Origin of the sequence: Burkholderia seminalis DSM 23518 (assembly GCF_902832885.1) — a bacterium.
Taxonomy (GTDB): Bacteria; Pseudomonadota; Gammaproteobacteria; order Burkholderiales; family Burkholderiaceae; genus Burkholderia; species Burkholderia seminalis.
This window is the reverse complement of record NZ_CADFDK010000002.1, coordinates 686,240-698,935: the sequence shown is the minus strand read 5'-3', so window position 1 is coordinate 698,935 and position 12,696 is coordinate 686,240. Positions and strand designations below refer to the sequence as shown.

Annotated in this window: 14 protein-coding genes; 9 read left to right on the top strand and 5 right to left on the bottom strand. The window is 67.6% G+C overall.

The genetic code is table 11. From position 1 onward, the window contains the following. The first annotated feature begins 31 nt into the window (after positions 1 to 31). From HWX00_RS09680 to catC, 3 genes are read left to right on the top strand one after another with little or no spacing between them, the layout of a single operon-like run. Positions 32 to 1,165 (top strand): muconate/chloromuconate family cycloisomerase, encoded by a 1,134-nt coding sequence (locus HWX00_RS09680; protein ID WP_175027448.1) that lies wholly within the window; start codon positions 32 to 34, stop codon positions 1,163 to 1,165. Positions 1,166 to 1,197: 32 nt separating this feature from the next. Continuing rightward, the gene (catA, locus tag HWX00_RS09675; protein ID WP_175027449.1) at positions 1,198 to 2,100 is read left to right on the top strand and encodes a catechol 1,2-dioxygenase; all 903 of its coding nucleotides are present in this window, start codon (positions 1,198 to 1,200) and stop codon (positions 2,098 to 2,100) included. Between the two features lie 43 nt (positions 2,101 to 2,143). Continuing rightward, positions 2,144 to 2,434: a muconolactone Delta-isomerase gene (gene catC, locus HWX00_RS09670; RefSeq protein WP_034185653.1), complete on the top strand. Its 291-nt coding sequence runs from the start codon at positions 2,144 to 2,146 to the stop codon at positions 2,432 to 2,434. Between the two features lie 139 nt (positions 2,435 to 2,573). Here catC and HWX00_RS09665 read toward each other — a convergent pair whose 3' ends face one another. Further along, positions 2,574 to 3,353 (bottom strand): NAD(P)H-dependent oxidoreductase, encoded by a 780-nt coding sequence (locus tag HWX00_RS09665; protein ID WP_175027450.1) that lies wholly within the window; start codon positions 3,351 to 3,353, stop codon positions 2,574 to 2,576. Between the two features lie 86 nt (positions 3,354 to 3,439). Between HWX00_RS09665 and HWX00_RS09660 the strand changes: the two genes are divergently transcribed. Both HWX00_RS09660 and HWX00_RS09655 read left to right on the top strand, forming a co-directional pair. Further along, entirely contained in the window at positions 3,440 to 4,333 is an 894-nt protein-coding gene (locus HWX00_RS09660) for a LysR family transcriptional regulator (RefSeq protein ID WP_175027451.1), read from the top strand. A gap of 138 nt (positions 4,334 to 4,471) precedes the next feature. Continuing rightward, entirely contained in the window at positions 4,472 to 4,882 is a 411-nt protein-coding gene (locus HWX00_RS09655) for a DUF2471 family protein (RefSeq protein ID WP_049036155.1), read from the top strand. A gap of 24 nt (positions 4,883 to 4,906) precedes the next feature. Here HWX00_RS09655 and HWX00_RS09650 read toward each other — a convergent pair whose 3' ends face one another. After that, entirely contained in the window at positions 4,907 to 6,940 is a 2,034-nt protein-coding gene (locus HWX00_RS09650; protein WP_175027452.1) for an NADPH-dependent 2,4-dienoyl-CoA reductase, read from the bottom strand. Positions 6,941 to 7,015: 75 nt separating this feature from the next. Here HWX00_RS09650 and HWX00_RS09645 point away from each other — a divergent pair, with 75 nt between their 5' ends. From HWX00_RS09645 to HWX00_RS09635, 3 genes are all read left to right on the top strand, one after another. Next, a complete protein-coding gene (locus tag HWX00_RS09645; protein ID WP_175027453.1) occupies positions 7,016 to 8,098 on the top strand; it encodes an AraC family transcriptional regulator in 1,083 nt (360 codons plus the stop codon). A 92-nt stretch (positions 8,099 to 8,190) separates the two neighbouring features. Continuing rightward, positions 8,191 to 8,736, top strand: coding sequence for a hypothetical protein (locus tag HWX00_RS09640; RefSeq protein WP_175027454.1), 546 nt, complete (start codon positions 8,191 to 8,193; stop codon positions 8,734 to 8,736). Between the two features lie 116 nt (positions 8,737 to 8,852). Then, positions 8,853 to 9,335 (top strand): hypothetical protein, encoded by a 483-nt coding sequence (locus tag HWX00_RS09635; RefSeq protein WP_226193645.1) that lies wholly within the window; start codon positions 8,853 to 8,855, stop codon positions 9,333 to 9,335. A gap of 20 nt (positions 9,336 to 9,355) precedes the next feature. On the opposite strand, the gene HWX00_RS09630 is transcribed toward HWX00_RS09635, so the two are convergent. The 3 genes from HWX00_RS09630 to HWX00_RS09620 form a co-directional block, all read right to left on the bottom strand. Then, positions 9,356 to 9,805, bottom strand: coding sequence for an aconitase X swivel domain-containing protein (locus HWX00_RS09630; RefSeq protein ID WP_175027455.1), 450 nt, complete (start codon positions 9,803 to 9,805; stop codon positions 9,356 to 9,358). Then, positions 9,798 to 11,045 (bottom strand): aconitase X, encoded by a 1,248-nt coding sequence (locus HWX00_RS09625; protein ID WP_069245871.1) that lies wholly within the window; start codon positions 11,043 to 11,045, stop codon positions 9,798 to 9,800. The genes HWX00_RS09630 and HWX00_RS09625 overlap by 8 nt, the downstream gene beginning before the upstream one ends. Before the next feature lie 177 nt (positions 11,046 to 11,222). Further along, complete coding sequence (locus HWX00_RS09620) at positions 11,223 to 11,651, bottom strand: MarR family winged helix-turn-helix transcriptional regulator (protein WP_034185645.1); 429 nt, start codon at positions 11,649 to 11,651, stop codon at positions 11,223 to 11,225. 91 nt (positions 11,652 to 11,742) lie between these two features. On the opposite strand from HWX00_RS09620, the gene HWX00_RS09615 reads away from it, so the two are divergent. Then, complete coding sequence (locus HWX00_RS09615) at positions 11,743 to 12,663, top strand: LysR family transcriptional regulator (protein WP_034185644.1); 921 nt, start codon at positions 11,743 to 11,745, stop codon at positions 12,661 to 12,663. Positions 12,664 to 12,696 lie beyond the last annotated feature (33 nt).

Below are 12,696 nucleotides of genomic sequence, written 5' to 3'. Positions count from 1 at the left end.
TCCTACCATGTGCACCAACAGGAGGAATCGCATGATAGCAACTGCCGCCACCATCGAACGCATCGACACGCTGCTCGTCGACGTGCCGACGATCCGGCCCCACAAACTGTCGGTCGCGACGATGAATTGCCAGACCCTCGTGCTGGTCCGGGTTCGATGCACGGACGGTATCGAAGGCGTCGGCGAGGCGACGACCATCGGCGGCCTCGCCTACGGCGAGGAGAGCCCCGAAAGCATCAAGGTCAACATCGACACCTACTTCGCGCCGCTGCTGCAGGGCATGGACGCGACACGCCCCGGCGCCGCGCTGGCGCGTGCGCGCAAGCTGTTCCAGGGCAACCGTTTCGCGAAGTGCGCGATCGAGACCGCGCTGTTCGACGCACAGGCGCGGCGCCTCGGCGTGCCGCTGTCCGAGCTGTTCGGCGGCCGCCGGACCGATGCGGTCGATGTCGCCTGGACGCTCGCGAGCGGCGACACGCAGCGCGACATCGCGGAGGCCGAAGCGATGCTCGACGCGCGCCGCCATCGTGCGTTCAAGCTGAAGATCGGCTCGAACGCGGTTGTCGACGACGTGGCGCACGTGGTCGCGATCAAGCGTGCGCTCGGCGAGCGCGGCGACGTGCGCGTCGACGTGAACCAGGCCTGGAGCGAAACCGATGCGATCTGGGCCGGCGCGCGGCTGGCCGAAGCCGGCGTGAGCCTCGTCGAGCAGCCAATCGCCGCGACCAACCGCGCGGGGCTCAAACGCCTCACGCAGCTCGCGCAGGTGCCGATCATGGCCGACGAGGCGCTGCACGGCCCGGTCGACGCGTTCGCACTCGCGCAGGACCGCGCGGCCGACGTGTTCGCGGTGAAGATCGCGCAGTCGGGCGGCCTGCAGGGCGCGGCGAGCGTCGCGTCGATCGCCGCGGCGGCCGGCATCGAGCTGTACGGCGGCACGATGCTCGAAGGCGCGGCCGGCACGATGGCGTCCGCGCAGCTGTTCAGCACGTTCGATTCGCTGAAATGGGGCACCGAACTGTTCGGCCCGCTGCTGCTCACCGAGGAAATCCTCGTCGAGCCGCTGCGCTACCAGGATTTCAAGCTGCATCTGCCGGCTGCGCCCGGCCTCGGCATCACCTTCGACTGGGCCCGCATCGAACGGATGCGACGCGACGCCCGCTGATCCCCACACGACAACCGAAACCGGAGACACAGATGAACAAGCAAGCCATCGACGCACTGCTGCAGACCTTCGACGACGCCGCCGAGAAACCCGGCAACCCGCGCGTGCGCGCGATCGTCAACCGGATCGTGAAGGACATCTGCTACACGATCGAGGACTTCGACGTGCAGCCGAGCGAGTTCTGGACCGCGCTGAACTACCTGAACGAAGCCGGCCGCGAATTCGGGCTGATTGCCGCGGGCCTCGGCCTCGAGCGCTTCCTCGACGTGCGGATGGACGAGGCCGAGGAAAAGGCCGGCATCCAGGGCGGCACGCCGCGCACGATCGAAGGGCCGCTGTACGTCGCCGGTGCGCCGGAATCGGTCGGCCACGCGCGTCTCGACGACGGCACCGATCCGGGCCAGACGCTGATCATGCGCGGCCGGGTACTCGGCGAGAACGGCGCGCCGCTCGCGAACGCGCTCGTCGAGGTGTGGCACGCGAACCATCTGGGCAACTACTCGTACTTCGATCAGTCGCAGCCCGCGTTCAACCTGCGCCGCTCGATCCGGACCGACGCCGACGGCCGCTACAGCTTCCGCAGCGTGCTGCCGGTCGGCTACAGCGTGCCGCCGGGCAGCAAGACCGAGCAGCTGCTCGACCAGCTCGGCCGCCACGGCCACCGTCCGGCGCACATTCACTTCTTCGTTTCGGCCGACGGTTATCGTAAGCTGACGACGCAGATCAACATCGACGGCGATCCGCATCTGTGGGACGACTTCGCGTTCGCGACGCGCGACGGGCTGATCCCGCCGGTCAAGCAGGCCGAAGGCGCGGAAGGCGAGCCGTATGGCGTCGACGGGCAGTTCGCGCTGATCGACTTCGATTTCTCGCTGCTCAAGGACAAGCAGCACGTGCCGGGCAGCGAAGTCGAGCGCGCACGCGCACAGGCCTGAGCGCGCGCCGCGTTCGACGCATCGATCATTCAAGGAGTGCAGGATGCTGTTTCATGTGGAAATGACCGTTCGCCTGCCGGCGGACATGGATCCGGTCAAGGCGGCCACGCTGAAGGCGGAAGAAAAGGCGATGTGCCAGCGGCTGATGAACGAAGGCGTCTGGCGGCATCTGTGGCGGATCGCCGGGCAGTACGCGAACGTCAGCATCTTCGACGTCGAAAGCGTGCAGCAGCTGCATGACCTGCTGAGCCAGTTGCCGCTGTTCCCGTACATGGAGATGGACGTGCGGGCGCTGTGCCGGCACCCTTCGTCGATCCGGGACGACGATCGCTGAGCCACGATGAATCGCGGCCGTGACCCACGGCCGCGCGATGTACGACACGAGCGGCCGGTGAAGTCTCGCGGGCCGCTCGTGTCGCTTTGCGTTTGGGAACGGTCGTCCGTGTCGCCGCGCACGCGGTGCGCGGCAGCCGTCATGCGGCCAGATGGGCCGCGAATCCCACCTGCCCCGGCGCGATGTCGTCCTTCAGCGTCAGCGCCGGAATCGCGTATTCCCCCGCGTTCTGCCGACGGAACGGAATCGGCGGCGTGGTCCACAGATCGTCGAGACGCCGGCCGAGCGCCGCGCGCGTTTCGTCGAAGCGCGCGTCGTTCATCTTCCCCGTCCGGTAGATCACGAACGGCGGCAGCACGTCGAACCCCGGGTAATACAGCACGCCGTGATGGATCGGGAACAGCACGTCGTCGATCGGCCCGTTGATGCCGCGCGGGCTGTAGTGCGACTCCCACCCGCCCGTCGTGACGACCACCATCGCCCGCTTGCCGGTCATCCTGCCTTCGCCGTAGCGATCGCCCCAGTGCGTATCGGAATGCTCGCCGACCCCGTACGCAAAGCCGTATGCATACACGCGCTCGAACCAGCCCTTCATGATCGCCGGCATCGAGAACCACCACAGCGGAAACTGCAGGATCACCGCGTCGGCCCACTTCAGCTTCTCCTGCTCGCGTGCGATGTCGTCGCTTTGCGTGCCCGCCGCGAACGCGCGCTTCGAATCGAGCGACGGATCGAAACGCGCGCCGGGCGCATGGTCGGTCACGTCGTTCGCATCGAATATCGCCTTCCAGTTCATCGCGTACAGGTCGCTCACCTGCACCGCGTGGCCGGCCGCCTCGAGATGCCCGACGGCAAAGTCGCGCAACGCGCCGTTCAGCGACCGCGGTTCGGGATGGGCATACACGATCAGCACATTCATGTTCGTCACTCCGTCGATTGAATGACTGCAGGATGCGCCTGCCGAAGGTATATTTGAAATGAATTCCTGATATTCCAGGTATAGCCATGGACAATCTCAGACGGTTCGATCTGAACCTGCTCGTCACGCTGGACGTGCTGCTGGCCGAGCACAACGTCACGCGCGCGGCCGGGAAGCTGAACATGTCGCAGCCGTCGGTCAGCGTGCAGCTGCAGAAGCTGCGCGACCTGTTCGGCGATCCGCTGCTGCTGCCGGGGCCGCGCGGGATGCGGCCGACCGCGCGTGCGGAAGCGCTGCGCGAGCCGTTGCGCGATGCGCTCGAAGCGATCGAGCGCGCGGTGGTGCCGGCCACGCCGTTCGATCCCGCGACCGCGACGAACACGTGGCGCGTGGCCGCGACCGACTACGGCGAATCGACGATCGTGCTGCCCGCGCTGAATACGCTGCGCTCGGCCGCGCCCGGTACGCGGCTCGCCGTGGTCGAACTCGTGCCGCCACGCATCGAGCAGGATACCGAACGAAACGGCATCGACCTCGTGTTCCATACGAGCGACGGGTCGCCGGCCGGCATGCGGCGCCTGCCGCTGTTCGTCGAACGCTACGTGCTCATCGGCCGCGCCGGGCATCCGAAGCTGAAGCGGCGCCCGACGCTCGCGCAGTTCGGCACGCTCGAACACGTGATCGTGTCGCCCGACGGCGGCGGCTTCTTCGGCGTGACGGACGAAGTGCTCGCGAGGGTCGGCGCCACGCGGCGCGTCGTGCTGTCGGTGCCGCACTTCCTGTTCGTGATGTCGGCCGTCGCGAGCACCGATCTCGTCGCGATGCTGCCCGAGCGGCTGGTGCGCGACGTGCCCGCGTTGCGCGTGGTGGACGCACCGGTCGAGGTGCCCGGCTATGAAATGTCGATGCTGTGGCATGAACGCGTGCATCGCGACCCGGCGCATCGGTGGCTGCGGGAGACGATCGCGGCGGCGGTCTGAACCGGCCCGGTTGCCGGACGACTGCCGCCTGCTGTCATCGGGGGCTTGAAAGTGCGTCGATCACTGTATATATTTACAGTGTTTCTGCGTCATTTGACCCGAATTCCGTCACCCGAGACGGTCTTTAGTGAGGCGACCATGTTCCAGTCATCCGCATTCGATCCCGAGCAACCCGGCTTCAATCCCGTCCACTTCGAGCGCGCCGCGCGGCAGGCGGTCGTCGATCTTCAGCGTGTCGTCGGCGGCCCCGCGCAGCGGGCGCTCGGCTTGCGGCGCCGCAGCCATCCGGCCGCCGTCCGCACGATGAGCTGGCAGGCGCTGCTGAATGTCGAGGAGCTGGCGTTCTCGAACACCGGCTTCCTGAACCGCAACGATCCGGCCGTCGTCGATGCCTTCATCCGGCTGCGCGACAGCCGGATGGTCGCCGCGGACATCGAGGAAGCCGTCGACTGGAAACGCGACGACGACGATCTGCCCGCCGTCTACCTGATCGTCAAGGCGATGCTGGAAGCGGAAGAGCGCGAGGCGCAACGCGTCGAGATGGAGTGACCGCCGCGACGCGCGGCCGTCCCGTTACAGCCGCGCCGCGAGCCGCGCGCCCTGATCGATCGCACGCTTCGCATCGAGTTCGGCGGCCAGCTCCGCGCCGCCGATCAGGTGCACCGGGCGCCCGGCCGCCTGCAACGGCGCGAGCAGCGCGCGCTGCGGCTCCTGCCCCGTGCAGAGCACGATCGTGTCGGCTTCGATCAGTTCGTGATCGGTGCGCTGCTCGCCGTACGACACGTGCAGCCCGCGCGCGTCGATCAATTCGTAGTTCACGCCGCCGATCATCTTCACCTGCTTCATCTTCAGCGTCGCGCGGTGAATCCAGCCGGTCGTCTTGCCGAGCCCCTTGCCGAGCGGCGCGGCCTTGCGCTGCAGCAGCGTCACTTCACGCGCGGGCGCCGGGACCTGCGCGCGCGTCACGCCGCCGCGCGTCGCGGCGGGGTCGGTCACGCCCCACTCGGCCTTCCACGCCGGCAGATCGAGCGCCGGCGATTCGCCGTCCTGCACCAGGTATTCGGCCACGTCGAAGCCGATCCCGCCCGCGCCGACCACCGCGACGCGCCGCCCGACCGGCCGCTTGCCCGCGAGCACGTCGATATAGCTGAGCACGTTCGGCCCGTCCTGCCCCGGAATCTTCGGGTCGCGCGGCGCGACGCCGGTCGCGAGCACGATCTCGTCGTAGCCGCCCGCGATCAGGTCGCTCGCGTCCACGCGGCGGTTCAGGTGCAGGTTCACGCCGGTCAGCTCGACCTGGCGGCCGAAGTAGCGCAGCGCCTCGTGAAACTCCTCCTTGCCCGGCACCTGCTTCGCCATGTTGAACTGACCGCCGATCTCGGCCGCGCCGTCGAACAGGTCGACGTGATGGCCGCGCTGCGCGAGCACGGTCGAGCATGCGAGCCCGGCCGGCCCGGCGCCCACCACCGCGATGCGCTTCGGCTGCGGTGCGGGCGTGTATTTCAGCTCCGTCTCGTGGCACGCGCGCGGATTCAGCAGGCACGACGCGATCTTGTTCCTGAACGCGTGATCGAGGCACGCCTGGTTGCAGCCGATGCAGGTGTTGATCTCGTCGGCGCGGCCCTGCGCGGCCTTGACGACGAATTCGGCATCGGCGAGCAGCGGGCGCGCCATCGACACCATGTCCGCGCAGCCGTCCGCGAGAATCTGCTCGGCCACTTCGGGCCGGTTGATCCGGTTGGTCGTCACGAGCGGAATGCCGACCTCGCCCTTCATCTTCTTCGTCACCCACGCGAACGCGCCGCGCGGCACCGACGTCGCGATCGTCGGCACACGTGCCTCGTGCCAGCCGATCCCCGTGTTGATGATCGTCGCGCCCGCGCGCTCGACGGCCTTCGCGAGCTGCACGGTTTCGCTCCAGTCGCTGCCGTCCGGAATCAGGTCGAGCATCGACAGCCGGTAGATCAGGATGAAATCGCGGCCGACCGCTTCGCGCGTGCGCTCGATGATCTCGATCGGCAAGCGGATGCGGTTCTCGTACGAACCGCCCCACTGATCGATGCGCTTGTTCGTATGCATCGAGATGAACTGGTTGATCAGGTAGCCCTCGGAGCCCATGATCTCGACGCCGTCGTAACCGGCCTCGCGCGCGAGCTTCGCGCAGCGCACGAACGCGCGGATCTGCCGCTCGACGCCGCGCGCGCTCAGCTCGTGCGGCGCGAACGGCGAGATCGGCGACTTGATCTTCGACGGCGCGACCGCGAACGGGTGATAACCGTAGCGGCCCGTATGCAGGATCTGCAGCGCGATCTTGCCGTCCTCCGCATGCACGGCCTCCGTGATCTCGCGGTGCCGCCGCGCGGCGGCCGACGTCATCAGCGTGCCGCCGAACGGCTTGGTCCAGCCGGCCACGTTCGGCGCGAAACCACCCGTCACGATCAGGCCGACGCCGCCGCGCGCCCGTTCGGCGAAATATTCGGCGAGGCGCGGCAACGTCTTGCGGCTGTCTTCGAGGCCGGTGTGCATCGAGCCCATCAGCACGCGGTTCTTCAGCGTCGTGAAGCCCAGGTCGAGCGGCGCGAGCAGGTGGGGAAAGGAGGTGGTCATGATGGTCGAGCCTATAAGCGATGCTTGCCATCGTAGGCGCGCGCCGCCTTGAGCGTGAGGGGACAAACAGCCATAATGCTTGTCATTTCCGGCCAAACAGACATGACCTCCGCTCTCGCCAAAGACCGCCTCGGGCTGCGCCGGCCGACGATTCCGGTCGCCTATACGCGCCTGTTGCTGCAGGCGCTGGCCGCGCGCGGCGTCGACCTGGCCGCCGTGCGCGCCGGCACGGGTCTGCGCGACACGGTGCTGGCCGAACCGGACGCGCGCGTCGCGCCGTCGCAATGGGGGCGGCTGGTGCTCAATGCGATCGAGATCGGCGGGGATCCGGGCATCGGGCTCGCGTTCGGGCTGCTGCTGAAGCCGACCGTGCACGGCTTTCTCGGCTACGCGACGCTGACCGCGCGGGACATCCGCGAAGCATTGTCGGTCACGCAGCGCTACTTCCGGATGCGCAACCGCCAGTACCGGCTGACCTATGCGGAAGACGACCGCGGCGCGACGCTCGAACTGCACGGCGTGCAGGCGAGCCCCGTATTGCAGCATCACGTGATGTTCGAATTCGTGCTGACGGGGCTCGCGCAGAACATCTCGCAATGGGCCGGGCGCGCTTCGCCGCCGATCGAGCTGCGGTTCGCGTGGCCGGAGCCTGCGTATTTCGCGCGCTATCGCGACTCGTTGCCGCCGGTGGAATTCGGTTGCGCGGCGAACGCGCTATGGATCGCGCGCGACGTGCTCGACTGGCCGTTGCCGCTCGCCGATGAAGTCGCGCACCGGCAGGCGCTCGTGCAGGTCGAGCGCGAGTATGCGCAGGTGCGGCAGGAAGAAGGCGACCTGGTCGGGCGCGTGCGCGCGGAGCTGGCGCGCGCAGCCGGCGACTACCCGGGGCCGGACACGCTCGCCCACGCGTTGCTCGTGTCGACGCGCACGCTGCGGCGCCGGCTGGAGGAAGCCGGGTCGAGCTACCGGCAGTTGCTCGATGAAGCGCGGTTTCGCGACGCGAAGCAGTTGCTCGCGGCGTCGGATCTCGACCTGAAGACGATCGCCGAACGGCTGCAATTCACCGACCCGGCGAACTTCACGCGCGCGTTCCGGCGCTGGGCCGGGCAGACACCGAGCGCGTACCGGGAGGCGGCGGCGGCGGCGGCGCGCGACTGATGCCGGGCCCCGGCACGAGGTGCCGGCCCGCGGTTTCATCGGTATGATCAATGCCAAGCCAAAGCGGCGCCACCGGCGCACTCTCCCGCCCCATGTCCAATCAGACCACGCTGATCGAAGCGACGATCGACCGTATCGATACGAACCTCGTCCGGGTCGAGGCCAATATCGCGAAGGTGCCGCTTTACCGACTCACGATGCAGAACGTCTGCTACTTCATCGGCGCCGGCGATATCGACGCGGCGGCCTTCAGGCAGATCGATCGATTGAAGCCCGGGATGGCCGTGCGCGCGTGCGTCTTCGACGATCGCGGCCGCCACCGGATCGCGTGGCTCAGAAGCGGCGATCTGGCGATCGCGCCTTACGATGCGCTCGGACAAAAGCGCCGCAACCTGTCGCTGCTGGCATGGGCGTCGTGCCTGTTCATGCTGAGCCTGCTGATCGGCGCGGCTGCGTTCAAAGCGGGCTGGGCGCTCGTCATCGCGCTGGCCGTGCTCGTGAGCATCATCAGCCTGCTGGGCACCCTGCTCGCGATCGCCGGCCTGTCCGAACGGGTCTTCCGGCCCCAGCGGCGCGAGGCCCAGGAAAAGTGGCGAAACGAACCCGCCGGATTCAAGGCGGAACGGAGCATCGGATGACCGATCGTGTGATGCAGATCGCGACCGGCGCCGTGACGTCCGTGAGCCAGAATACGATCAGGACGAAAGTCTGGAGCAACAACCTCGGCTGGACCACGCAAGGCATCGAGGAAATCGTGCTGCAACTCGACACGTTCGACGCACCGCTCACGGTCAGGACGGACAGCGCGCGAAGCCTGTTCATCGGCGCCGGCGACCGGCTGAATGTTGCTTACGTCCGAAGCCCGGATCGCGCCGCCATCTACGGCATTCGCAACGTCACGGACGGTTCGGTGTATCTCGTTCGCACCGCCGAAGTCGCCGGTGCCCGCACCGACGTATTCGTGACGATCGCCATTCTGGTCGCCATGGCCTTCGTCACCGGCATCATGTCCGCACTGCAACGCAGCACGGACGGCATGCTCGACATGGTGGCGTGGTTCGGCAGCACCGCGATTGGCCTCTTCGTGCTGAGTACGATCCTGCGCACCATGTTCGGCGTGATCGCGTGGCCGGAAATCCGGCGGCTCACGCAGCCCGGCGGCAAACGCGAGATGAATGCCGCCCGGCACGCGCTGTCGCTCACGCATGACGATACGCCGAACATCCGCTTTCTCTGACACGATACGCGCACGACGCGTCAGCCCCCGACGACGATCCGCGCGCCCCCTTCCCCGTCGCCCGCCTCGATCCGCACCTCCCCGGTCGCGGCGGCGATCGCGTCGTACACGTCGTCGCTCACGCACACCACCGGCACCGCGATCGCATACAGTTCGGCCGCCACGATCGCACCGATCGAGAGGATCAAGTCACGCTCCTTCAGCACGATCCCGACCGGCCCCGTGCCGTTGCGCACGGCTTCCGCGAGCACGCTGCTGCTCGAACTCGAACCCTTCGCATGCGGCATCACCATCACCTTGCCGGCGAGGCTCGCGCCGGCCTGCGGATGGCCGCGATCGACGATCCTGCCCGCGCCCGAGTCGTAGCCGCCCCAGAAGCTGAGCGGCTTGTCGAGCACGAACGGGCGCGCGCACGCGCTGCCCGGCACGAGCGTGTCGCCCGTCAGACCCTTGCCCACGGCTTCAGTCATCGAATCGCACCTTTCCTTCGTACGCCGAGCGCACGCATTCGCGCATGCTGCCGTACGCGACCGTCACGCCGATGTTCGCGGGCGCATACGACGCCCATTTCCCCGAATTGGTCATCACGAGCCCCGACATCTGCTTCATCACGGGCGTGATGTACGTGCAGGTATCGACGACGATCTGGATGCCGCGCGCGGCGAACTTGCGCGCGAGGCCGGCCTCCTCCAGCTCCCACAGGATGAAGCGGCTCGTGTTCACGTAGAAATCGCACGCCGGCTTGCCGTCGAACGCGTCGAGCAACGTGTCGAGCGTGCGGAATTCGGCCAGCGAGAAATGCGGCGTGCCGAGCGCGACCGCGACGAGGGGATCGCCGGCCGCGCCGTGGTTCAGCGTGCGGCGAATCGCGTCGAGATCGGCCATCGCGACGTCGACCGTGCGTTGCGCCGCTTGCCCGTGCAATGCGACGTCGAGCGTCGGCGCTTCCGGCGTGATGCCCACCGCATGAAACAGCGCGACCGCACCGCTCGACGCGGCGGCCGCACCGAGTGCCTTGAGTTCGTCCTCGGTGGTGTCCGCCGGCAACCCGACGATCGCCGGCACGACCGCGCCCGCGATCCGGCCGATCAGCAGACCCAGCGCGGCAAAGTAGATGTCGCGCGACGGCAGGCCGGTGAAATCCGGCGCGTTGAACACGAGCCGCGCGGCGCGGTTCGCTTCGACATGGAGCCCCGCATACGGTGCGCGCCCGGTGATCGCGGCGGCCAGGTCGAGAAAATCGCCGTACCGGCTCGTGCGCGCGCCGAGCACCGAGTTCGCGAACACGATCGCATTCGATTCGGCCCACGCAATCTGCTCGCCCTTCGCGGGACGATGCTTCAGCTGATACGGCGCGCACGTGAAGCTCGATTCGCAACCGAGCTGCAGATGCGCATCCATCAGGCGCTGCGCGTCGCGCTGGATCGCGCGGTCGCCGTGGTACAGCTCGGGATGGATCAGGTCGAGCGACCCGACGTTCAGCGTGGTGGGCACCGCGACCTTCGTGCCGGTGTCGACGAAATACTCGACGAAATCGAGGCTCGTCCGGCCGTGGTAAAGACAGCCGTCGATGTGGGCGGACGTGATGTCGATCAGGTGCGGCGCGGACATCACGTGCGCGGTACGCACGACGATCCGCATCGCGCGCGCGACGCCGTCGCCGAAATCCCCGCGCAACATCGCGTCGTCGCGGTCGCTCAACTGCAGCATCGGTTGCTCCTCGTGACTCGTGCCCGGCAGTGCGCCGGTTCGTGTGATCCGTCAGAGGACTTTACAACTGGAAACAAAAACTGTCCAGATCAGGATTAATCCGGACAGTTTAAAAACCACTTCTCTCAGAAATCGACCACCAGCGCCATCATTGGATCGAAATCCGCTCCAGTTCGCCTAGCGTTCCGCCGTCAGGCCGAACAGCTCGTCGCGCAAGGCATTCGCGCGATCGCGGCCGACCTGCGCCTCGTATTCGTCCTGCGCGGCCTGCCACGCGACCCGCGCCCGTGCGAACGTGCGCTCGCCGAGCTTCGTCAGGTGCAGCACATGCGCGCGCGCATCGTGCTCGGACGCGGTCGTCATGACGAAACCGTCGCGCTGCAGCGGTTTCAGCCCGCGCAGCAAGGTCGTCCGATCCATCACGAGCGTCTCGGCGAGTTCGCTCATCAGCAGGCCGGGCCGGCGCGTGAGGTTCGCCATGATCGAGAACTGCGCGGGCGTGACGCCAACCGGGGCCAGATGGCGTTCGTACAGTTGCGTGACGAAGCGCGCCGCCTGACGCAGCGCGAGGCAGTGGCACGCCTGGGCAATCGAGGTGTCGTTCATGCTCCGCAATTTATATGTGCATATGCATAAAGTCAATGTACACTCCGCCGTAACGCGGCCGGCTGCCGGCCCTCGCGTCAAGGAGACGGACATGGACTACATCGACAAGCTGCGGATTTTCCGGTCGGTGGTGGAGATGCGCAGCTTCACGCGCGCCGCCGACATGCACGGTCTCGCGCGGCCGGTCGTGTCGCGCGCGGTCGCGGATCTGGAAGCGCGTTTCGGCAGCCGGCTGCTGCACCGGACCACGCGCCAGGTGTCGCTGACCGAAACGGCCGAGCGCATCTACGAACGCTGCGCGGCCGTGCTCGACGAACTCGACGCGCTCGAGGTCGAAGCGCAGACGCAGAACCGCGAACCCGAAGGCCTGCTGCGCCTCGTCGCGCACACGACGGCCGCGCTGAACCGCCTCGTGCCGCTGATCGCCGGCTTCAAGAGCGCGCATCCGAAGGTGCGCCTCGACGTCACGCTGACCGAGCGCCCGGTCGATCTCGTCGGCGAAGGCTACGACATCGGCATCGTCGTGCCGTACATGCTGACGAGCGAATCGACCGTCGTGCGGCTGATCGAGCGCATTCCGGTCGTGATCGTCGCGACGCCCGCGTATCTGCAAGCGCATGCGCGCCCCGAAACGCCGGCCGACCTGGCCGATCATCCGTTCGTGCCGATCTCGCCTTCGCTGCGCCGCCCCGCCCTGTCGTTTCGCGTCGACGGCGACCTGCTGACCGTGCCGTTCCGCTTCGACATCTCGTCGAACAGCCCCGTCTTCAACCGCGAAATGGTGATGAACGACTTCGGCATCGGCGTCGTCCCGAAAACGCTCGTCCAGGCCGAACTCGCGTCGGGCGCGCTCGTGCAACTGCTGCCCGACGCCGACCTCGTCGACGCATCCGTCGAGATCAAGCTCGCGTACGCGAACCGCGTGCTGCTGCCCGCGAAGGTGAAGGCGTTCATCGACTACACGGCCGCCTATTGCGACCGCGAAGGCTGGATCGTTCCCGCCGCGGCCTGACCGGGCGCGCGAACGCGCCATGTTGCAGTCGAT